The organism is Streptomyces sp. RPA4-2, from assembly GCF_012273515.2.
GTDB classification, from domain to species: domain Bacteria; phylum Actinomycetota; class Actinomycetes; order Streptomycetales; family Streptomycetaceae; genus Streptomyces; species Streptomyces kaempferi.
On record NZ_CP050975.2, the window covers coordinates 8,805,423 to 8,827,453 of the forward strand.

The 22,031-nt window shown below is 68.6% G+C and carries 14 protein-coding genes and 3 pseudogenes; 14 read left to right on the top strand and 3 right to left on the bottom strand.

Annotated elements, in window-relative coordinates:
• The first annotated feature begins 25 nt into the window (after nt 1-25).
• The 4 genes and pseudogenes from HEP85_RS38710 to HEP85_RS38725 all read left to right on the top strand — a co-directional run bounded on the left by HEP85_RS38710 (nt 26) and on the right by HEP85_RS38725 (nt 3,921).
• Nucleotides 26-1,249: pseudogene (locus tag HEP85_RS38710) on the top strand (IS110 family transposase).
• Between the two features lie 139 nt (nt 1,250-1,388).
• Nucleotides 1,389-2,642 (top strand): annotated as a pseudogene (locus HEP85_RS38715) (IS256 family transposase).
• Nucleotides 2,639-3,136, top strand: a complete 498-nt coding sequence (locus tag HEP85_RS38720) for an HAD domain-containing protein (protein WP_168532042.1) — start codon at nt 2,639-2,641, stop codon at nt 3,134-3,136. The pseudogene HEP85_RS38715 and the gene HEP85_RS38720 overlap by 4 nt, the downstream one beginning before the upstream one ends.
• A gap of 158 nt (nt 3,137-3,294) precedes the next feature.
• Nucleotides 3,295-3,921, top strand: coding sequence for a hypothetical protein (locus HEP85_RS38725; RefSeq protein ID WP_168532043.1), 627 nt, complete (start codon nt 3,295-3,297; stop codon nt 3,919-3,921).
• A 267-nt stretch (nt 3,922-4,188) separates the two neighbouring features.
• Here HEP85_RS38725 and HEP85_RS38730 read toward each other — a convergent pair whose 3' ends face one another.
• Nucleotides 4,189-4,368, bottom strand: coding sequence for a hypothetical protein (locus HEP85_RS38730; protein WP_168532044.1), 180 nt, complete (start codon nt 4,366-4,368; stop codon nt 4,189-4,191).
• Nucleotides 4,369-4,628: 260 nt separating this feature from the next.
• On the opposite strand from HEP85_RS38730, the pseudogene HEP85_RS38735 reads away from it, so the two are divergent.
• The 4 genes and pseudogenes from HEP85_RS38735 (at nt 4,629) to HEP85_RS38750 (ending at nt 8,660) form a co-directional block, all read left to right on the top strand.
• A pseudogene (locus HEP85_RS38735) lies at nt 4,629-5,485 on the top strand (IS5 family transposase).
• Nucleotides 5,482-5,880, top strand: a complete 399-nt coding sequence (locus tag HEP85_RS38740) for a type IV toxin-antitoxin system AbiEi family antitoxin domain-containing protein (protein ID WP_211117739.1) — start codon at nt 5,482-5,484, stop codon at nt 5,878-5,880. The pseudogene HEP85_RS38735 and the gene HEP85_RS38740 overlap by 4 nt, the downstream one beginning before the upstream one ends.
• 477 nt (nt 5,881-6,357) lie before the next feature.
• Nucleotides 6,358-7,437: an ImmA/IrrE family metallo-endopeptidase gene (locus HEP85_RS38745; protein WP_248002286.1), complete on the top strand. Its 1,080-nt coding sequence runs from the start codon at nt 6,358-6,360 to the stop codon at nt 7,435-7,437.
• Nucleotides 7,434-8,660: a hypothetical protein gene (locus HEP85_RS38750; protein WP_168532046.1), complete on the top strand. Its 1,227-nt coding sequence runs from the start codon at nt 7,434-7,436 to the stop codon at nt 8,658-8,660. The genes HEP85_RS38745 and HEP85_RS38750 overlap by 4 nt, the downstream gene beginning before the upstream one ends.
• On the opposite strand, the gene HEP85_RS38755 is transcribed toward HEP85_RS38750, so the two are convergent.
• Nucleotides 8,645-9,259, bottom strand: a complete 615-nt coding sequence (locus HEP85_RS38755) for a hypothetical protein (protein WP_168532047.1) — start codon at nt 9,257-9,259, stop codon at nt 8,645-8,647. The genes HEP85_RS38750 and HEP85_RS38755 overlap by 16 nt on opposite strands.
• A 409-nt stretch (nt 9,260-9,668) precedes the next feature.
• Between HEP85_RS38755 and HEP85_RS38760 the strand changes: the two genes are divergently transcribed.
• Nucleotides 9,669-9,926, top strand: coding sequence for a hypothetical protein (locus HEP85_RS38760; RefSeq protein ID WP_168532048.1), 258 nt, complete (start codon nt 9,669-9,671; stop codon nt 9,924-9,926).
• A 167-nt stretch (nt 9,927-10,093) separates the two neighbouring features.
• The gene (locus HEP85_RS38765) at nt 10,094-12,859 is read left to right on the top strand and encodes a serine/threonine-protein kinase (RefSeq protein WP_168532049.1); all 2,766 of its coding nucleotides are present in this window, start codon (nt 10,094-10,096) and stop codon (nt 12,857-12,859) included.
• Nucleotides 12,860-13,234: 375 nt separating this feature from the next.
• Here HEP85_RS38765 and HEP85_RS38770 read toward each other — a convergent pair whose 3' ends face one another.
• On the bottom strand, nt 13,235-13,381 hold the full coding sequence (locus HEP85_RS38770; protein ID WP_168532050.1) for a hypothetical protein: 147 nt from the start codon (nt 13,379-13,381) through the stop codon (nt 13,235-13,237).
• A 141-nt stretch (nt 13,382-13,522) separates the two neighbouring features.
• Here HEP85_RS38770 and HEP85_RS38775 point away from each other — a divergent pair, with 141 nt between their 5' ends.
• From HEP85_RS38775 to HEP85_RS38790, 4 genes are all read left to right on the top strand, one after another.
• Entirely contained in the window at nt 13,523-14,011 is a 489-nt protein-coding gene (locus HEP85_RS38775; RefSeq protein ID WP_248002287.1) for a CU044_2847 family protein, read from the top strand.
• Nucleotides 14,012-14,072: 61 nt separating this feature from the next.
• On the top strand, nt 14,073-16,142 hold the full coding sequence (locus HEP85_RS38780) for a trypsin-like peptidase domain-containing protein (protein WP_282189919.1): 2,070 nt from the start codon (nt 14,073-14,075) through the stop codon (nt 16,140-16,142).
• Nucleotides 16,143-16,170: 28 nt separating this feature from the next.
• Nucleotides 16,171-17,181 (top strand): MoxR family ATPase, encoded by a 1,011-nt coding sequence (locus HEP85_RS38785; RefSeq protein WP_168532051.1) that lies wholly within the window; start codon nt 16,171-16,173, stop codon nt 17,179-17,181.
• Nucleotides 17,178-22,028 carry an SAV_2336 N-terminal domain-related protein gene (locus tag HEP85_RS38790; RefSeq protein WP_348772470.1) on the top strand — a complete coding sequence of 1,617 codons (4,851 nt, stop codon included), beginning with the start codon at nt 17,178-17,180 and terminating at the stop codon, nt 22,026-22,028. Before HEP85_RS38785 ends, HEP85_RS38790 begins: the two co-directional genes overlap by 4 nt.
• Nucleotides 22,029-22,031: the final 3 nt, after the last annotated feature.

Genomic DNA, 22,031 nt, shown 5'->3' on the forward strand with positions numbered 1-22,031 from the left:
AAACAACGAGAGAGAGGACACAGGATTGACGATCACCTGCGGGATCGACTGGGCGGAGAACCATCATGACGTGGCTCTGGTGGACGAGGCTGGCCAGCTCGTTGCCAAGAGGCACATCGCCGACGACGCGGAAGGCTACCGCCAGCTGCTGAACATGCTGGCCGAGTCTGGAGACAGTCCCCAAAACCCCATCCCGGTCGCGGTCGAGACCGCACGGGGCCTGCTGTTCGCCTGCCTGCGCTCCACAGGCCGGAAGGTGTACTCGATCAACCCGATGGCGGTCGCCCGCTATCGAGAGCGCCATCGCTTGCCCGCGCCAAGTCCGACCATGCCGACGCGATGGCGCTGGCCAACATCCTGCGCACGGACGCGGACGTCCACCGTCCGCTGCCCGCCGACTCCGAGCTCGCCCAGGCCATCTCGGTGCTCGCCCGCGCCCAGCAGGACGCGGTCTGGAACCGCGCCCAGCTAAACAACCAGCTCCGCTCGCACCTCAAGCAGTACTTCCCGGCCGCCCTGGCGGCCTTCCAAGTCCGGGGCATCGGACTGGACTCCCGGGAAGCGCGGACCGTGCTCGCTGCGGCTCCGGACCCCACGGCGGCAGCGGACTGACGCGCGCCCAGTTGCGGTCGCTGCTGCGCAAGTCGGGACGGCAGCGCAACATCGACACCTGGACCGAACGTCTGCGGACCATCTTCACCGGCGACTACCTCCACCAGCTCCCCCTGGTCGAGCAGGCCATGGGACACCAGACCGCCGCTCTGGTAGGGCAGTTGGATGCCGCCTGCCGAGCGGCGGACGACCTTGCCGGTGCGGCAGCCAAGGCGTTCGAGCAGCACCCGGACGCCGAGATCCTCGGCAGTTTCCCGGGCATCGGCCCGCTCACCGGCGCCCGCGTGCTGGGCGAGATCGGTGATGACCGCTCCCGCTTCCGCGATGCCCGCGCCCTCAAGGCATACGCCGGAGCCGCGCCGATCACCGTCGCCAGCGGCAAGAGCCACGCCGTGCACCACCGCCGCGTGAAGAACCAGCGGCTAGCCGCCGCCGGCTACGTGTGGATCTTCGGAGCCCTGCTTCACCACAGGTGAAGGAGCACTACGACCGGCGCAGAGCCCGAGGAGACCGGCACACCGCCGCCATGCGGCACGTGTTCAACCGACTGCTGGGCTGCCTGCACCACTGCTTGGCCACCCGCCAGAAGTTCGATCCCACCAAGGCATTCCCAGCTCTCGCGCCAGCCACTACTTGACTTCTTACCAAGCTCGGATGTCTGTGGATCGGCCTCGGGAAGGGTGCCTCGCGGAACGCGGAGGGCGTACCTTCCCGAGTGATCGACTTCTGGTCATCGAGTAGGCCCGCGTTGGCGCGCGGGTCGGGAAGGCACGCCCATGCTCAGCGTAGTCAACAACGACGGAACCACCGAGACCGGCTTCCTGATGGACGACATCGTCCGGGAGGGCGCCCGGCGGATGCTCGCCGCGGCCCTGGAGGCTGAAGTCAACCAGTACATAGCCGAGTTGGCCGGCCATCGTGATGATGCCGGTCGCCGGCTGGTGGTCCGCAACGGCCACCACCGCGAGCGCACCGTGACCACGGCCGCCGGCCCGGTCCCGGTCAAGGCGCCGCGCGTGAACGACAAGCGCGTCGACGCCGCCACGGGCGAGCGCGAGCGGTTCTCGTCGAAGATCCTGGCCCCCTGGTGCCGGAAGTCCCCGAAGATCAGCGAGGTCCTTCCTCTGCTCTACCTGCACGGACTGTCCTCCGGCGACTTCGTGCCCGCCATGGAGCAGTTCCTCGGCAGTACGGCCGGGCTCTCGCCGGCCACCGTGACCCGGCTGACCAAGCAATGGAGCGATGACCACGCCGTCTTCCAAGCCCGCGACCTGTCGGAATCCGACTACGTCTACGTGTGGGCCGACGGCGTCCACCCCAAGATCCGCCTCGGCCAGGCCCGCTCCTGCATCCTGGTCCTCATGGGCGTGCGCACCGACGGCCGCAAGGAGCTCATCGCGCTCGCCGAAGGACTTCGCGAGTCCACCGAGTCCTGGGCCGACCTGCTACGTGACTGCCGGCGGCGCGGCATGCGGGCCCCCGAGCTCGTGGTCGGTGACGGCGCGATGGGCCTGTGGCGGGCTCTCACAGAGGTGTTTCCGCAGGCCAGGCACCAAAGGTGCTGGGTTCACAAAACCCGGAACGTGGTCAACGCCCTGCCGAAGTCGGCCCAGCCCGGAGCGAAAAAGGCATTGCAGGAGATCTACAACGCCGAAGACCGCGACCACGCCGAGAAGGCCGTCAAGGACTTCGATCGCGCCTACGGCGCGAAGTGGCCCAAGGCGGTGAAGAAGGTCACCGACGAGACCGATGAACTCCTGGCGTTCTACGACTTCCCCGCCGAACACTGGGTCCACCTCAGAACGACGAATCCGATCGAATCCACCTTCAGCACCGTCAAGTTGAGGACCCGGGTCACCCGCGGAGCTGGCAGCCCCGCAGCGGCCCTGGCCATGGTGTTCAAGCTCGCCGAGTCCGCCCAGGCCCGCTAGCGCGCGATCACCGCACCCCACCTCGTCGCCCTCGTCCGCAACGGCGCCACATTCCACAACGGCTACCTCGTCGAGCGTCCCGAGGTGAGCGCAGCATGACCAGGCACGGGAACCGTCCACTGCTCTTCCTGGACGTCGACGGACCGCTCCTGCCGTTCGGTGACGGCCCGCAGCGCGATCTGGCGGGCACCGCATCCAACTCGCACCTGGCGCGGCTCGACCCGCAGATCGGGCCGCGGCTCGCGGCGCTGCCGTGTGACCTGGTCTGGGCCACCACCTGGGAAGAAGAGGCCAATATCGAGCTGGCGCCGCGACTCGGCCTGCCGCAGCTGCCGGTCGTGAACTGGCCAGAGCCCTCAGACGCCCACGAACGCGAAGACCAGTGGTTCGGGCTCCACTGGAAGACCCGAACTCTTGTCGCGTGGGCGGACGGACGCCCGTTCGCCTGGGTCGACGACGAGATCACCGACGCCGACCGAGACTGGGTATCCACCCACCACCCGGCCCAGGCAATCCTCCATCGCGTCGCGTCGTCCCACGGCCTTACCGACCAGGACTTTGCAGTCCTCGATCAATGGCTACAGCTGGCTTGAGGTTCTCCGCGATGATCCACAGGATTTGACAGTTACTCTCGACCTCCTCCGGCGACGCATTCTCCTCGGCCCGTGAGATCGCCGATGTTGACAGTCCGCTCAGGCAGGGACCCAGGCTGGCCGTGGTCTCGGCTTGAGTGGTCGAGTAGCGTGCGATCGTGACGGTGGACAAGTACAGCGCGGCCGACATCCAGATCGTTGAGTTCGACGAGCACGTGCGGACACACCCTCAGATGTACTTCCAGGCCGACCGGAACAACCCGGACTTCGCCACGCGGGTGCTGGGCAACGTCCTGGGACACGCGCTCCACCCTGCCGCCCGGCTCGCTGCAGCGCACACCCTTCAGATCGAGGCTGAGATCACCGGCGACCTTGCTTTCGTCGTGCGGGACGACAGAGCCGACGCCCTAGACGAGCAGGGCAACCCACAGCTCGGATACTTCGGGTCACTCCTTCGACCGGAGCGCTGGGGCAGCGCAGCCGCCGGTGCTGTGAGCTCGCGTGTTGTCATCGAGGTCTGGCGGAATGGCCATGCCTTCCGGCAGGAACTCGCCGGCCTGAGGCCACTCTCCGAGCCCCGGAAAATCGGTCCAGGAGCGGGAACAGGCACACGCATAGCTTTCGAACTGGACCGCGTCTACATGGAGCGCAGCCACGCGCTCACGCTGGACTTCACAGAGCTGGACCTGCACGGTCCGGACTGCAACGAACCCGCAGGACCCGGACGAGTGACCCTCACGGACCTGAGAGACCCCGACAGACCCGTCATCGCCCACCACCCATGAGAAATCAACGGCCTGATAGACACCTGCGGTCATCCACGGGGATCCCGCTATAGCCCACGGCAGTCGTCACAAGATCGTCGACAGAGCCCGTAATTCCTCACCCCGGCGGTCATGAGTCCCCATGGGGGCGGCGACCGTGGGCGCATCCAAGCCTGCAGCCCGAAATCCGGTGGACGCGGCAGGGATACTGCCGTCATGGCCGTTACCCAGCAACTCGCCCGCATCCCCGAGGAGTACCTCGCCGCGTGCCGTCAGTCCGCCGCCGCGTCATCGGACCGGGATCCCCACTGGGATCCACCGGCGTACGACGTGCTGGACCTGGACTGGGCGCCGGCGCTGCTGAAACGCGTCGGCGAGGTGGCCGGACTCGAAGAAGTCCATCTCGATGCTCTGCGCCGGGCCACCGACGGAGACACTGCTCTTGATCTGGGCTTCATCAACACTCACCCACACGCCATAGCCCCCTTCGGGGGAGCCCCCACCGGACTAGTACTCCAGCAGCGTTTCGCTATCTGGCCTGGTCAGAGGCGTCGTCGGGAGTGTAGTTGGCTGATGGTAGGTCAGGGGCGGTGTTGGCGGACCGCCCCTCCAACGAGTGGATTGAGAGGACGTTAAGTCCCGTTTCTGATGATGTGGTGTCGCCCGTTCGTGGGTGATGGGACAGTTCCGCCCTCGGGTCATGTCGTGTGCATGATGAGGTCGTGGGCATGGAACGGATGCCGTACGCAACCGACTTGTCCGACGAGCAGTGGGCGTTGATCGAGCCGCTGGTCACCGCGTGGAAGCAGGAGCGGGTGGCGCGGTCGGCGACCGGGGACCCGGGCTCCTGCGACCTGCGCGAGGTAGTGAACGCGCTGCTCTACCAGAACCGGACGGGCTGTCAGTGGCGGCTCCTGCCACACGACCTCCCGGCCTGGTCGGCGGTGTTCTACTACTTCACTCTGTGGCGCCAGGATGGTCTTGACCAGCGGATTCAGGAGATCCTGCGCTGCCAGGTGCGGGAGCGGTCCAGACGATTAGAGGACCCGTCCCTGGTGATCATCGACACCCAGTCCGTCCGCGTGGCGGCCGGGGTGCCGAAGGAGACGACGGGACTGGACGCGAACAAGAAGACGCCTGGCAGGAAGCGGGGACTCGCAGTCGACGTGCTGGGCCTGATCATCGGTGTGGTGGTCCTGGCCGCGAGCGCCCACGACAACGAGGCCGGCATCGCCCTGCTGGACCAGGCGGCCGAACGATGTGGGATGCGCCTGGAAAAGGTCCTGGTCGACCAGGGTTTCAAGGACGCTGTGATCATCCACGGGGCGGTAAAGGACATCACCGTCGAGGTGGTTCGGCGCAACCCCGACGACGAAGGCAAGGGCTTCGTCCCGCAACCGAAGCGGTGGGTGGTCGAGCAGGCCAACGGCACCCTCATGCTGCACCGGCGCCTCGCCCGCGACTACGATCACCGGCCCGACAACGCGGCTTCCCGCGTCTACTGGGCCTCCACCGCTTAAGCATGCTCCGCCGCCTCACCACCCCTGCCCCCGCCTGGCGGGACGACGTGGAGCTGGCCGCGTGAACGTCAGCGAACTCCTGCGGCTGCTGCAGGCCGAGCACGATGAGACCGCCGCACGAGCCGACCACCTGCGCGAGCAGATCGTGCGGCTCACCACCGGCCTCGCCGAGACCGAAGCCCGCCTGGCCGAGCTCACCGCGACTCGCAAGGTCATCGACGGCCTCACCCCGCCCGATCACGCAACGGCCTTCGTGGAGACCGCCACCGTCTACCAGCGCATCGTGACCACGTTCAACGAGCACCCTGGGAAGGTGTTCCGTGTCCGCGACCTGCACGAGCACCTCGGCCTGCCCACCGACGAGCCCTCGATCAACGTCACCCGCTCCCGCCTGGGACGACTCGTCCGTCAAGGACTCCTCGAACAACCCGGACGCGGCCGCTACCAGAAACGGACTTAACGCCCTCTCAGACAAGAAGTCCGTCATCACTAGGTGGTGGGCAACGAACGACCGGCTCGGCGGTCGGTTCTGTCTCGGCGTCATCGCTCTGCGAACAGGCTTCCAGCCACGAAAGATGTCTGCCCCGCGCAAGGAGCACGACGTCGCCGGGGTACTCCACAGCCGTGGTTGGCGCAAAGGCGGCCTGGGGCAGCGGGAGATGACAGGGCTCCGGAGAGCGGCAGGCTAGAGGTGGGCGGAGGGGATCCCGAGTCGAGTGGAGGTCATGGTCGCCCTTGACGCAGCGGCGGCATTCTGCTCTGGATCGTGTGGGCTCAGCGGTATCTGTGTCAGAGGCGGGCTGTCGAGCGGGAGTTGGTGTGACCGACGCAACGACATCCACGAATCACCCTCGGAATATTCCGTGTTAATGTTTTGAGGTCTGATCTGAGGTGGTGTGGTGTGGCGACGTCCGGTGACCTGCAGGCGCATTCTGGGATGCTCGCGCTCGCGCGCGAGTCGCGGGGATTGACGCAGACCGAGGTCGCCGACGCCATGACCAAGGCGTCCGACGGGGCCGCCGTCGTCTCCCAGGGGTACGTCAGCAGGGCGGAGTCGGGGCGGCTTGCGGTCGGCGAGGACCGGCTGGCGCTGTACGCCACCGCTCTGGGCTACCCGCCGGAGTTGCTGCGTGTGGACCCGCAGGTGAGCGGAGTGGGTGTCGGGCTGATCCATCACCGCAAGCGGGCGTCGCTGTCGGCGCCGGCTCTGCGGCGTATTCACGCTCAACTCGCCCTGGTGCGGCTGCAGGTGTCCGGGATGATGGACGCCGCCGCGGTGCCCGAGGGCACGCACCGGTTTCCGCAGGTGGTTCTGGACGATCTCACGACGGCCAAGGACGCGGCACGCCACGTGCGGCAGGAGTGGGCGATGCCCGCAGGGCCCGTGGCCGATGTGATCGGCTCCATCGAGGCGGCGGGCGGCTGGGTCGTGGTGCGGGACCTGGGCAGCAAGCTGCTGGACGCCGTCAGTCAGTGGGACGGCCGCCAGATGCCGCTGGTGCTGGTCAACGACCATGCTCCGGGCGACCGTTGCCGTTTCAGCGTCGCACACGAGCTGGGGCATCTGGTGATGCACACCGAGCCCGGCACCGCAGGAGAGCAGGAGAAGCAGGCCGACGCCTTCGCCTCGGAGTTCCTGATGCCTGCAGCCGACATCCGGCAGGCGTTCACCGGCGGGGTGGACCTTGCCCGGCTGGCGGAACTCAAGCGGATCTGGCGGGTGTCCATGAGCGCTCTGCTGCGGCGCGCGGTCGATCTGAACGCCCTGAGCGAATGGCAGTACCGCACCGTGGCGGTGGAGATGTCGGCACTGGGCTACCGCACCGTCGAACCGATCGCCATCGAGCCGGAGCGGCCGCAGCGGGTGGACGCGCTGGTGGACACCCTGCTGTCGGACCGCGGCCTGGACACCGCCCAGGCGGCAACCTGTGCCCGCCTGCTGCCCGAGGACTTCGAGCACCTCTATGCGGCGGGTGACCGCGCGCTATCCCATTCCGTTTCGAAGGTGAGGCCATGATCGAGTCTTCTGCTCCGCTGCCGCGTCCGCGCTCAGACCTCACCGAGCCTCCCGACGCATCCCCGGCTCTGACGGGGGCGCTGCGCGTCCTTGAGGATCGCATGCTGCTGCACGTGAGCCCGGCACGTGTCGGCTTCTTCCGCGGCCAGCTCGACGCGGGACGCAGCGGGCTGGTGCTGTGCGGGCCCAAGGCACTGCAGCAGGCCAGGAGGTTGCGCGATGCCGAGCAGTTCAGCGGACCGCTGCTGGTGGACCCAGCGGTGTACGAGGTGGCGGCGGCGAGCGGGGAGGAGCCTTTCCCCGACGCGGCTGAGGGCACGTTCGGCTTCGACGATCCGCTGGCCGTGTCACTGGCGGAGCAGCGGGCCGCGGGTGTCACCGCGCCGATGACCCCGACCGGCTACCTGCAGGCCGAGGACTCCGAGGCGCTCAAGGCGGCGGTCCGCCGGGTGGCCGACCTGGATGATCCGCAGGTCATCTTCGCCGCGCCCGTCGATGTGGGCTGGCTGCGGGAGGAGGACTCCGTGCGGCAGCTGATCGCCTGTCTGCGGCTGGTACGCGGGCCCAAGGCCCTGATGCTGGGCGGGCAGATGGATCCGCTCGCCCGTCATCCCAGGGCCGTCGACCACTTGCGGCGGATCGTCACGGAGGTGCCGGGCGCGGCGCTGCTGCGCACCGACCTCGCCGCCTTCGGTGCGCTGGCCGCGGGGGCGGCGTTCACGGCGTTCGGCGCCGGCAGCCGGCTGCGGCACATCGTCGCCCCCGGCGAGAAGGCCGAGAAAAGCAAGGGCTTCTCCCAGTCGCCGCACGTGCTGTTTCCCGAGCTGATGCACTTCTTCCTCGGCAAGACACTGGCCGACCGGTTCGCCGGCGCTGCTGCCCCGGTCTGCGGCTGCGCGGCGTGCGAGGGAGTGCGGGCGCTGGATTCGTTCGCCAGCAATGCAGGCGACAGGCAGGCCCGGGCGGCCGCGCACAACGTGGCGGTCCTGATGGAGTGGCTGCGCACTCTGACCGCGCTCGATTCCGGTCCCGCGCGCCAGTGGTGGTGGCACGAGCGCTGCGTCGCCGCCGTCGCTCAGTATCCGCTGCTGAACGCGCAGCTGCTGCAGCCGAACGGATTCAAGGTGCCCGCGCAGCTCAAGCGATGGGCGCTTGCGGCCCCGGCCGCTGTGCCGCCCCAGCCCCGGCCGCGGGCGGACGCGAAGGACTACGGCAGGAGCTGATACAGCTCTTCCACGAAGCACCATGCTGCTGCGGTGTGCCGCTGCGGCCGGTACGCGGCCGGCTCCAGCACCATCTCGATGCCGTCACCGCTGGTGATGAAGACGCCGATGCCGTAGAAGTCGGCTTCTGCCAGCGCCTCGTCCAGGCGTGGGGGGCGTCGGGTGAGGAGCATGGCGCGGCGGCAGAACGGAGCAAACCGGCCGGCATCGCGCAGGCCCTGGCGCACGCCGGAGGCCCAGACCACCGCCAGATCAACGCTTGCCGGGCGCACCGCGCGCCGGGTCACCGACGTGCGGTCACGGTCGGCGCTCCCGGTGGGAAGGGCGCGTACGGCGCGCCGCTGGCCGGTATCGAGCAGGGCGAGCGGAACGGGGATGTCGACCGGGAGGTCCAGGAGCGTCTCCAGTGGCGCCATCCGGTCCAGACGAGCCGCAGCTACATGCTGGCGCCGGGCGTTCTCGGCTGAGTCCAGCCGGTAGAAGAACAGGGCCTCGACGCCCTGCAGGGATGCGACCTGGGTCTGCGCTCCTGCTTCCAGCAGAGCGGCGGATGCCGTCCGCATGGAACGGTCGATCACGGAGTTCGCCAAGGTCGCCATGGCCTCCACCCTGCCTCACCGGGCCCCGGCCGCACACGGCGGCCCCGTCGTCTATCCAACCCGCACAGGTACGGGTACTTGTGCCAAACAGCTCAACAAGCCTGCAAGACACTGCCAGAGCGCGTCATCGTCACTGCGCCGGTACCAGCGGCGCCTCTCCCCCGCCGTCCGCGGCAGCTTCCGTGCCAAGCCCGCCTCCACCAGTGCCCGCATCGGGGCGTGATAGACACTCGCCGGCACCTCCTGGGCGATTGCGAGATCGCCCAGGCACACCCCGCGTCCGTCCGCCGAGGCGAGGGCCAGCATCAGCTCCGCCCGGTAGCGGTTGCCGAAGACCGGCACGGACGCCTCACGCAGCCGCTCCAAAACCTCTTGAGACATGATTCATGATTCGCTAATCACAAATCTGATGTCAAGAGGACGGGAACCGTGCCCTCGGCGGGCAGAGGGGTTCCCCGGCAACACCGGCCGCGGCGACCCCGCCGTCATCCTGCAGAGCCTCGTACGAACCGGCCAGTTTCGCAGCCTCATCGTCCGCGGCAGCGCGGACGGCCTGATCATCCTCGCCGGGAACCACACCATCCAGGCCCTGCTGGCCCACGGCCCCGGCCCCTGCGGCCTCACCACGACCACCGATGACGGAGACCTCGGCATGCCGCCGGGCTGACTGTGGCGGAGCGCGGCGGCCCGGGTGCGCCAGCCTCCTGGCATCTGGTGCCGCGCTGGACGGTACGTCCGCTGATCTGGCTGATTGCGCGCATCGGGCCGGGGCCGTACGGGACAATCGCCCCGGCGGGCGCGGCGCCCGGGCAGGCACGACGCACGGGCGGGGCGATGCAGGACGTACGGGAACTGCTGGCCGAGTACGGCCAGGCCCACAGCGACGAGCTGCCGGAGGAGGACCGCCATCGGCTCCTAGCCGACGTGGTGGCGGCGCTGATCCGGCGTACAGACCCCGATGCGACGCTCGTCTACCGCGCGCCCTACGAACCGGCCGTGTTCTTCGAGCTCGCCGGACGCGACTACGCAATCACCGTGACGACCGCGGTGGGCGAGGACGCAGTCACCACGGCCCGCGTCGCGATGTCCGCCCGCGAGCGCGACCTCGAGCCGGGAGTGCGATGGGTCTTGATCTGCGCCAGGGCCACAGGCCAAGAGATCGGCGCCGAGGTGAGCGCCCTTCTGCGGGCGCAGGGTGTCCTCCTGGACCGGGACCATCTCGAGGCCGCCGTCTGCGACCTCGCCCCGCTCACTGCCTTGATCAGCGCGGCTTTCCGGCCGCCACGACCACCGCACACCCCGCTACACGAACTCCTGCTGCAGGAACCCTCGGAGCCCGCCCCGGCGCTGGCCCTGGCAGCACGCCCGGCGACGGCGCCGGGCGTGCCGTCCCGGACGCCGGCAGGCGTCGACCTCTGCGTCGTCCTGGCCGGCGAGTCCTGGCCGGCGCGACCGTCCGGGATGGCCTGGGAGTCCGCCGAGCGCGCGCTGATCACCACCGAGGCGGGTGTCGCGGAAGTGGACCTGCAGCGGGGCGGTACCAGGTGGCGGCTGCCCCTGCCCGGCGTACACGGTGACGCTGCGGTCCGGGCGGACGGCTCGATGTGGGTACTGTGTGGGCCGGCCGTGGTGCAGTGGCACGACGGCGTGCTGCAGGCGGTCGGCGGCGGATTCGAGGCGAACGCCACCCTGCTGCTCGGCCCGGACTCCACCGTGTGGGTCCTGTCCGGGTCCGGCGCGACGCTCGGCACCAGAACGGGCTCGACCCTAGCGCTCACGCGGCTCGACGACCAGGTGGGTAACCAGCAGCGCTTCGCCCTCGACTTCGACGCGGCAGTCCGTTCGGCCGCCTGGCTCGGCGAGCGTCGCTTCCTCCTCGCCGCTGGCGGACACAGCGCCGTCGTCGACCTCGCCGTCAGCACCAGCGCCGGCCCACACGAGAACTGGATGCTGACCCCGGTGTCCTACCCGGGACACCTCGCGCGCGGCGGAGGCGACACCGTCCTGGTGGCGGGGCGGGCCGGCTCGGGTGTCGGCGTGGAACTGCATGCCCTCAACACAGCCGACCGCACCAGCGACACGGTCGCCGAGATGCAACTCGGCGACGTATTCGGACTCGTCCAGAACCCGGCAGGCGGCCCCGCGTACCTGCTGGGGGTGCGGCCGACCAACGACGCCGATGCCGTCCACCCGGTGCTGGTGAAGGTCACCGGCCACGCGGCCGCCGCCTCGTCGGCCGCCCCGGACCCTCAGCCCACGGCCGCCGACGCCTACACCGAGGTGCGCCGCCTCGCCCACGGGGTGAAGAAGGACTACGCCTTGGAGACGTTCCCGCTGCCGGACGGCAAGGGCGGCATGGGCATCGTCCACGAGGCCGTGCACAAGGCCACCGGGACCGTCGTCGCCTTCAAGAAACCCCGCTCGCTGCGTGAGAACCTGACCGCGAGGATGTTGCGCGAGATCGAGGTCGCGCAGAAGCTCGGCACCAACTGTCACGTGATGCCGGTCCTCGACTTTAGCCCGCGGGCCGAGTGGTTCGTCATGCCAATGGCCCAGGGCACCGCCGAACGCCTCCAGCCCGAACTGCAACACGATCCGGCCGCGCTGAGGGCCCTGGTCGACGCGGTTGCCTCAGCCCTGGCCGACGCCCACCGCATGGACTACCTGCACCGCGACATCAAACCCGCCAACATTCTGCTCCTGGACGGCCGCTGGGTCCTCGGCGACTGGGGCATTGTGCGCCGTCCTCGCGGGCAGACGACCAACCCCAAGCGCACGGGCACTGCGATCGGAACCGCTGAGTTCGGCGCCCCCGAACTGTCGGTCGACCCGCACAATGCCACACCCGCCAGCGACATCTACAGCCTGGGCAAGGTCATCGGATGGCTACTCACCGGTCTGCCGCCGGAGGTGAACGTGCCGCTGCTGCCGTCCGGACCTTGGCGAGGCGTCGTCCGGCGGTGCACGTACCACGATCCGCGCCAGCGCCCCCAGACAATCGCCGACTTCCTCGACGTGGTCGAGCAGGAGACCGCGCCTCAGATCGACCTGCCCATCGCACGGGCCCAACAGCTCCTGGCGGCCGCCAAGGAGGAAGACACCGACGCGGCCCGCCGGCTGCTAGCCCTGGCCGCCGACCACGGCGACGACTACGAGCTCTACCTCGACGTCCTTCCCAACCTGGATATAGAGACGACCGCGCCGCTCCTGCTGGACCACCCCGAGCAGACCCGTACCTTGGTGCAGGCGATGACCGGGCACGTCCGGGGCGACGGAACCGGTTGGCCACACTGGAACGAGTCCAAGCGGGCCATCGCCTGGCTACGCGGCGTCGCCCGACATGCCGCCGAGGAAGAACATTGGGACCTCCTGGAGGAGGCCGCCCGCGGCATGTGCACCTGGGACGAGGCGTCCAACGAGTTCGACCAGCAGATCGCGACCCGCGACTGGCTGCGCCGCCTGCACGGCCAAGCAGCCCGGATCGTCGCCGGTGTACTGCGAGACCACCCCGACAGCGCCCGTTTCTACTACGAACTCGCGGGCGAGCGCGCCGTAGACATGGCCATCCGCAGCGCCGTCAACCAGGCGACCAGCCACTGACCCCCGGCAAGGCCGATCGCGCAGGGGCGAACACGTCGGCGGGGCGAGGTGCGGCAAGCGTGTCGTAGGTGGCGTTCCAGGCGCCTTGCGTCTGCACCAGGTGTCCCGTCTCACTGCCGCACGGGCTGGGGCTGTGAAGGACTGTCGCCTACGCGGCGAAAGGCTCCACTGGGCTTGAGCCGAACGATCTTCCTTGCGGGCTGTAGGTGAGCCCGGGACCCTCCACATCCCACGCCCCTTGCTACAGAGCCGCATACCCCGCCCTCGGCTTCCAGCACGGCGTCCACAGCGTTCAACGCGGCCTGCCCGCCCGCGTCCCGTCCGCCGCCCGTTTCGCGCTCAAGCCGGGTCAGACCCCGGTCGCCTGGGCCACAGCTACTCCTCCAGCGCGTCGTGCAGGCGGTCCATCACCAGGTTCACGGCTGCGTCCGCTTGCGTCCCACCCTCGACGGCCGGCTTGGCTCTCCGCTTGGCCCACGCGAACAAGTATGCGGCCGCCCGGATCTTGATCCCTGTCGTCAAACCCCCAAGGCATGAACAGCCATCAGATCATATCGGCCTGTGCCCTGGCTGGTGCCGAGTTCACCCTTTTGGGTCGCAGCCTTCACCATCGCGTTCGTGGTAGGGCAGTTGGGGTCACATCGACCCCCTGATCATGACAGGATGACGCTCATGGGGGACATGAATCTCGCTTTCGACGACGGGTCGGTCGTACGCCTGCACCTCGCTCCGATGGGGAACGACGTCCCGAGCGGACCGAAGACTCCTATGGAGCGATCGGAGGACAACGCGGACGAGCCGCTCGAACTCCCGCCGGGATTCGGCTCGGCGGAGCCCGTCAGTGTCAACGGGCGCGCGGCGCACGCTCTCACTCGGGGCGGTGAGGCGCTCGCCGAGGCGCTACGTCCGCTGAGTGGGGTGCTCTCGGAGATCCATCAGTCGTTCACCGAATCCGCCAGGCGGCCGGACGAGGTGACGGTCGAGTTCGGGGTGACGCTGGGAAGCGACCTCAAACTCGGGGTCTTCTCGGGAAGCGGCGAGGCGAGTTTCACCGTCTCCGCCACCTGGAACTTCACCGACGGATCGCCGGGGGGCGCCGGCCGGGGAGAGTCGTCCTCCACTGACGAGGCATCCCCTTCTCCGGTGTCGTGACACGAGGGCCCGTCAGGTGATCCCCTCCTCGAACAGCGACGCGGTGCTTCTCCGGTCGTTCGTGTCCGTCCACGGGCAGGACGGACCGGTCGGTGCAGGCGTCCTTATCTCCGATTCCCTTGTGCTCACCTGCGCCCATGTCGTCAACAGTGCTCTGGGACGTGCCCAGTTCGACGCCTCTGCCGCACCAACGGTCGATGTGGTGCGGCTGCGGATGCCGCACGTCGACCGGGACCAGGATCTGACCGCCAAGGCCGACCAGGATCTGTGGCGTCCGCCGCGCGCGCATGTCGCACAGGGTGGCGCCGTGGCCGCGGGGCACTTTCCGTACTTCGGCGACCTGGCGGTGCTGAGGCTCACGAGTGCGCTTCCCCACGGCGCAGAGCTGGCGCCTTTCCTGCCCGAGTGGGAGGGGAACGAGGTCGTTGCCCTGTGGGCGAGCGGCAATACCGCGACCACGGTCCGCGCGCTGCCCCGCGCGGTGACCGGTGCCTGGACCGTGCTGGATGTCACCGCCGGCACCGTCTACCCCGGATTCAGCGGTGGGCCGCTTTGGGACCGCGACCGCGGGGCCGTAGTCGGCATCGTGGTCGCCACCCATCAAAGCCCGCGCGGCGAGAATTCGGCGACAGGGCCGCTGTACGCGATCGCGTTGCCCACGATCGAAGCGGAACTGCCCGCCCTCTCGCCGGTTCAGGTGCCCACGGCCGGCCAGGGCGCGCAGGGCCTGCTCGCAGCTCTGGAAAGGCTTCTGCCCGGAGCCGACTCCGTCGTCAAGTGCGAGGAGAGGCTGTCCGCCCGGCTCTCCAGGGTGTCGTCCGGACAGGCGTCCGATCACGGCAGACTGCTCGCTCTGGCCTTGGGCGTACGACGTGGTGTTCCGGAACTTCTTGCCGTGGTACGGGAGCACCTGGCCGACCCGGCGGGTGTCCGTCACGGCTGGCGTGACGCCTGGGACGGACTCGTGCACGCGGCGAAAGTCGTCAGTCCGAGCGAGACCCTGACCGCCGGGCAGCGCAGGGACCTGGTCGGACTGCTCGCGCTGTGCCGTGCCACCGATCCCGCAGATCTGCTGCGCGAGGTCCTTCCGTACGTGGAAACACCTCCGTTGGTCTCGGGGCTCGTGGAACTGACCGATCTGTTCGAGGGATACGTCCCGTCCTCCCATCCGCTGATTCCGTTGCTCCTCCAGGCCGTCGTCAGGATCGGCCTGGCCGAGCAGTCCGCGGGAAACCCCGTGGCGCAGGACCTGTACGCGTGGGTGAGCAGGGTGGCCAGGCACCTGGACGTGTCCGAGGCCGCAGTCGGCCAGTTCCGGGAGGATCTTCGCTCCGTTCCGCGCCCCGGAGCGTGGGCGAGGCCCGCAACAGCGCCCCGTATCCAGGTCGAGTTGCTGCCCGTTCCGCCGGGGCAGCGTTTCACCTACCAGATTTGGGTGTGCGACGGCGCCGGCCGTCATGAGGTCGTCTTGGTCCAGGACTCCGAAGTATCGAGCGACAAGGTAGTCGAGGGCATCCGTACGGTGCTGCGCAACGAGGTGAACGAACACGCCGAGCTGGCCCTGGTCGAGTTCTTCGTAGCTCCGCCCTGGCTGCGGCTCGACGTGGACACCTGGCATCTGCGAGGAGCCGAGGACGACGACTTCTTCCTGGGCGTCGTGCGCGGAGTGGTGTTGCGCAGCTCCGAACGGACGCGGGACAGTTTCGCGGGATGGAAGCGGCGCACCGAGGCACTCACGTCGTCGAACCCCCTCGTGCTCGACCAGCATGCGGTCCGTCCAGGCGTCGCCCAGGCACGACTGGAGTCTGTTCCCGACGCCGGCATCGTCATCATGTGCTGCGAGCAGCAGGACCAGAACAAGGTCCTCAGACAGTGTCTCCAGGCCGGCGTGCACACCGTGCTGTGGCATCGGCAGGATCACGACACCGAGACAGCTAAACGACTCTCTGCCCTGATGGAAGGCATCAGCCACACGGATCTCCCTGAATCGGTACGCCTGGAACGGGCCAGGGCCCTGGCCGATCCCGACTGCTCGACCCACCACGGACGCCGGCTGTCTCTCCTGTACGACGGCCCGGACCATCGACCGCCGCCTCTCGCCCCCGACGCCTGGGCGCTCACCCAGCCCTGAAAAACTCATCACGTCAAGGAGAGCGACCGTGTCGCACAGTTCCGCACCCGATGACGCTCCCGGTACGGCAGCCGAGGACTGGTGGGTGTTCCGCGGACCGGCGGACCTGCCCGCTCCGCCGCCGTGGCGGAGCCTGCCCGGGGCATCGCGGGCATCCACGGCCCAGCCTTACCTCCTCGGCCGGGACCACGTCGCGGTCGTGAACGCCGCGCTGCGTCTGCGCCGTCCGTTGCTCGTCACCGGGCGGCCCGGCACGGGCAAGAGTTCCCTCGCCCACGCCCTCGCCAAAGAACTGGGCCTAGGTGACGTGCTGCGCTGGCCCGTCAACAGCCGCTCCACGCTGGCGGACGCTCTGTACCGGTACGACGCGGTCGGGCGGCTCCGTGAGGCGTCGCTGGAGCGCGAGACGCGGACCACGCGGAGTACGTCCAGGAGATTGAGGCACCTTCCGAGGAGCCGCCGTTCGGACATCGGGGACTTCCTGCGCCTGGGACCGCTGGGCACCGCACTTGCCGCCCCGGACCACGCCCGTGTGCTGTTGATCGATGAACTGGACAAGGCCGACGTCGATCTCCCAAACGATCTCCTCGTCGTCCTGGAGGAGGGAGGCTTCGAGGTCCCCGAACTCTCGCGGCTTTCTGAGGACCAGCAGAGCACCGACGTCCTGGTCACCGGCGACAGGCGGCGGGTCAGAGTAGACCGCGGCACCGTGTCGTGCACCCATTTCCCGATCGTTGTCATGACCAGCAACGGGGAGCGCGACTTCCCTCCGGCCTTCCTGCGCCGGTGTGTTCGCCTCGATCTACCGGACCCCGACGAGGACAAGCTCCGTGACATCGTCCGCCTTCACCTCGGAGCCGAGGCGCTCGCCGACGCGGAGGACCTCATCCAGAACTTCCTGCAACGGGCAGCCGTGGAGACTCTCGCGACGGATCAGCTCCTGGCCGCGGTGCACCTGCGCGTGACGGGAGCCGACCTGAGCCGTGACCAGTTGACCAACGCCGTCATGCACCGGCTCGACGAGACATTCCCGGCGTGATCGACCGACTGCAGCGGGTCCTGGACAACCTCGGATACCCCCTCGGCAGCGACGAGCTCCTGGACGTCCTCCTGCTGGCCCGTGTCATGGACGAGTCCCGCACGAGGGATGAGGGCGCCCTGTCGCCGGATCCGGCGACAGGGGCCGACACGGCGCACCCGGTCGAGGACACAGCCGAGGACGACAGTGATGAACAGAGCCTCGACGCGGAGGATGTGAAAGCCGCGCCGACGAAGCCGGATGAGGAACAGGCCGCGAGACAGCGCCGGTTCCTCTTCCCCGGCCGGGGAGGCACTGGCTCAGGCGCCGACACGCGTGCGCGTGCCGTGCGCCTGCCTGCCCCCCGGGCCCTGTCCGGAGCGCACTCGCTGGCCCGGTCGCTCCGTCCCCTGCGCGGGCACCGAGACCACCCGCATCGGAACGTCGTCGACGTGGAGGCCACTCTCCGGCTCACCGCTGAGTCCGGCACCCTCGACGTAGTGCTGAGACCTGAACGCGAACTGCTGCACTCGGCGATCCTGCTGGTCGACGACTCACCGTCCATGCGCGTATGGCGGTCACTGGTACCCGAAGTCAGTGGTCTGCTGGTTCGCAGCGGGAACTTTCGCACCGTCCGTACAGGCACGTTCAGCCCGCAGAAGCCGCACCTCCCGCGCCGCTGGAACATTGACGCGGCGTCGGTCGTCTTCCTCTTGACGGACGGCGTTCACCCGGCCTGGACGAACGCTGCCATCGCCGAGGCTGTCGCAGGCTGGGGAGCTCGAGGACCCGTCGCGGCCATCAATCCATTGCCGCGTCGACTGTGGCGCGCCACACACTTCCCGGCTCAGCCCCAGATGGTCAGAGCCGCCCGGCGTTTCCCGGCCGCTCACCAGTTGGTGATGCTGGACCCGTTGACGGGCGAGCGGGCGGAATACGCTGGGGGCACCGGACCGACCCTGCCGGTGCTCGCGCTGTCGCCGGCATCGATGGCGTCGTGGACGCAACTGCTGACCGGTCCCGCTGTTCCCCGCCTCATTGAGGCGGCCACGCTGGAGTCGCTTGATGTCGAGGAAACACGAGCGGTCTCTGCCGCCCCTGTGGCCGAGCCGCCCGAGCGGCTGATCGAGGTGTTTCGGGGCTCCTTCTCCCCGGAGGCATACCGTCTGGCGGTCCGGCTCTCCACGCTGGAACTGCCGCTCAGCCCTCTGCTCATCCAGATCGTCCGCAGCGCCACCCTCCCTGAAGCCACCTCGGCGCATGTCGTCGAGGTGCTGCTCGGCGGGCTTCTCGAAGGCATCGACGACGAGCGAGCGCTGGAAGGAACGCCGGAATCGCTGCGTAAAGACGGCCTCTACGCCTTCAGGCCCGGTGTTCGGGGCCTCTTGTCGAGTGCTCTGAGCCTGGCCCGGGCGCAAGAGGTCACCCGGGCCGTGGGGCGTGCTCTTGAGCCGTATCTCGACCGACTGCCCGACTTCTCCGCACTGGTGACCGACGCATCGGGAACGATCCGGCTTCCGGACGGAGCCTCACCCTTCGCTGTCATGGATGGCCCGGCTGAGCGGGAGGATCCCGACGGCGAGCAGACGTCCGGCACCGGGGTCCCGGCCGAGGCATGGAAGACCTCCGAGGCACTCGGCGGAGCCTTGCTGCGCGCGTCCGCGGGCTCCGTCGCCGCCGCTCTGCGAAACGGCTCCTTGGTCACCCTGCTCATCGACAGTTACACGCAAACCGTCGGACACAGGCCGCCTCCTTCGCAGGTCAGGGCCTGGGAGCGGAGCCTGCCCGCGCTGGCCGGCTGCCTGGTCGACGCCGGTCTCACCGAGGTGGAGATGCTCGTCGAGTTCGCTCTGCCGATGAATAGCGGACGCCTGGATGTGATTCTGGCCGGGCCGAACCCTCTCCGTTCCGCCCCGTCGTACGTCATCGTCGAACTCAAAGAGTGGACCAGCGCCGTACGGGACGGAACGGACTCGGGGCTGTGCTCTGCCGACGGAGGCACAGCTCTCGCCCTCGACCCCGTTGACCAGGTGCAGCTCTACCGCGATTACTTGGTGCGGTTCAACAGCGTGCTGGCCGATCACCCGGAGCGCGTCGACGTTGCCGTCTATCTGCCCAACGCCACGGAATTTGGAGTGCACGGCCTCCGGGATGACGGTGGTCTTTTGCAGGAGGACCGGCTGTTCACCGGCGAGAGCCGGCGAGAGTTGATCGCCTATCTCCGGTCGCGGTTCGGCGGTGGGCGTCCTGGAGCGGAAGCGGCCGATGCGCTTCTTCTAGGCACGGTCCTGTCTCCCCAGCGGCTGACGGCACTCGCCGCCCAGGAGGTCCGGACGAGAGGACAGTTCACCCTCCTCGACGAGCAGGAGATCGCCGCCCGCACGGTCCTCGCCGCCGTACGGCAGGCGGAGCGCTCGGCCGGGAAAGAAGTCGTGATCGTCACGGGAGGGGCGGGGACCGGCAAGAGTGTGATCGCTCTCCACCTTCTGGGCAAGTTGCGCCGACAGGGCAAGGCCGCTCTGCACGCCACCGGTTCACAGGCCCTGACCAAAACCCTGCGGAGGGTCGTCGGGGGCCGCAGGCGCACCGCGGATGAACTCTTCCGGTACTTCAACAGTTTCATGGAAGCACAGGAAAACTCCTTGGATGTCTTGATATGCGACGAGGCTCACCGCATTCGAAGGACCTCCGCCAACCGCTACACCAAGGCAGCCCTGACGACCGGTCGCCCGCAGATCGACGAACTCATCGACGCGGCAAGAGTTTCTGTCTTCCTTCTCGACGAAGGGCAGGTGGTGCGCCCGGGCGAGATCGGGTCCGTGGCGGGAATCGCGCGCGCGGCTCAGGACAAGGGAGTGCCGGTCCAGGTCGTCTCGCTGGACAGCCAGTTCCGCTGCGGCGGCAGCGATGCCTATATGCACTGGACGGCACGTCTCGCCGGGCTTGAGCCAGGCGGCCCCGCACGCTGGGAACCGGACGGCAGAATGCAACTCCTCGTCGCCGGGACTCCACAGGACATGGAGGCCTTCCTGGAGGACCAGCTGACCGAGGGGTACGCCGCTCGCATGACCGCGGGCTACTGCTGGCCCTGGTCGGCGGACCGCGGGCCAGGCGAGCCCCTACCCCTCGACGTGGTGATCGGCAACTGGGCACGGGCGTGGAACCTGCGTGGTGACCGCTCGGTGTCCGGGGCGCCTCCCGCCGCACTGTGGGCCACCGACCCGGCCGGATTCGGTCAGGTGGGATGCATCTACACCGCTCAGGGCTTTGAGTTCGACTGGAGCGGTGTCGTCATCGGGCCGGACCTGGTGTGGCGCGGCGACCGGTTCATCACAGATCGGACGGCTTCCCGGGATCCGTCGCTCAGGAACGCGACAGCCGACGAGGCGGACCGGATGATTCGCAACGCCTACAGAGTGCTGCTGACCCGGAGCACGGTGGGGACCGTCGTCTATTCGACCGACGCCGAGACACGCGCGAAGTTGCGGGAGCTGGGCTGCCTGACCCTGGGCGCCCAGCACCGCTTGGCCGAAGAGAACGATCGGCTCGGCACCGTGCGGTCGGATGAACGCACGGGGCGGAACACTCGTAAGGACAGCTCCCCTTCGGTGTCGGCTCCAGAGACGGGCTGGGCGACCTGCCCGGCGCTTGCCGATCTATTCCCCTGGGGAACTCCCGGCATGGCGGCCCACCGGAACTGGGTCGTGTCGCCGAGCAGGGAGGTTCTGGAGCTGCGCTGGAACCGACTGGTCGGCGAAGGTGACCCCGAGGTCAAGGCCTCGCTGTTTAAGCCGACACGGGACAGTTCCACGGAAAAGATCCACAACGCGCTGCCGGGACGGGCACCGCACGGTGTACCCCTCAGCCGGGAGGAGTCCGGACGCCCGGACGTCGTGCGCATCGGGATGCGCAGCTTCGACCGGCAGTGGCTGATCGCCGACGAGCGCGTCATCGACCGGCCCCGCCCGGGACTCTGGGCGGCCTTGCGACAGGGGCAGATCTTCCTCAACCAGCCCTCGGCGTCGGATCCGCCGAGGTGGTCTGGGCCTGCCGTCGTCGCCACCAGCCTTCTCCCGGACATGCATCACTTCGCCGGACGGGGCGGCGGGCGAGTACACCCCGTTCTTCAGCCCGATGGCGACGACAACGTTGCGCATCAGCTACTGCCATTCCTCTCGTACCTGTTGCGGTCTAGAGACATCCAGGCGACGGACCTGGCAGCCTACGTCATGGCGGTGGCCGGGCACTCCGGTTTCACCGAGCGCTTCCGCGACGACCTCGCCACGCCGGGCGTACGGATCCCCCTGACCCGCGATCCCAGGCTCTGGGAAGCAGGCGTACGGCTGGGCAAGGAGGTGCTGTGGGCCTCCACCTACGGCGATGTGTGCTTCGACTCCGCCTCGGGACGTCCTCACGGGTCCATCGCCTACGAGCCCGGGGACAAACGACAGGTCAGATATCTCGAACCGGTGGGCGACGGCCTGCCGGACGACATGCGCTACGACCCGCTCACAGGTACCGTCCGCGTCGGACCGGGTGTCTTTGGGCCGGTATCGGGAGCAGTCTGGTCCTACGAGGTGGGTGGCGTGAACGTCCTCAGAAGGTGGTTCGGTTACCGCAAGGGACGGCCTGCCGGCAGAAGGTCGAGCCCGCTGGACGACATCCACGTAACGCACTGGCCCACCGAGTGGAGCGTCGAACTCATCGAAGTGCTCACGCTGCTGCGCCGACTGACCGAGCTAGCCGACGCCCAGGATGGACTCCTCCAAAGCATTCTGGCGAAGCCTCTGGTGACGGAGACCGACCTCAACGAGGCAGGCGTCTTTCCGGTGGGCGCCAGGGCAAAGGATCGGCCACAGCCCGGGTAGTGG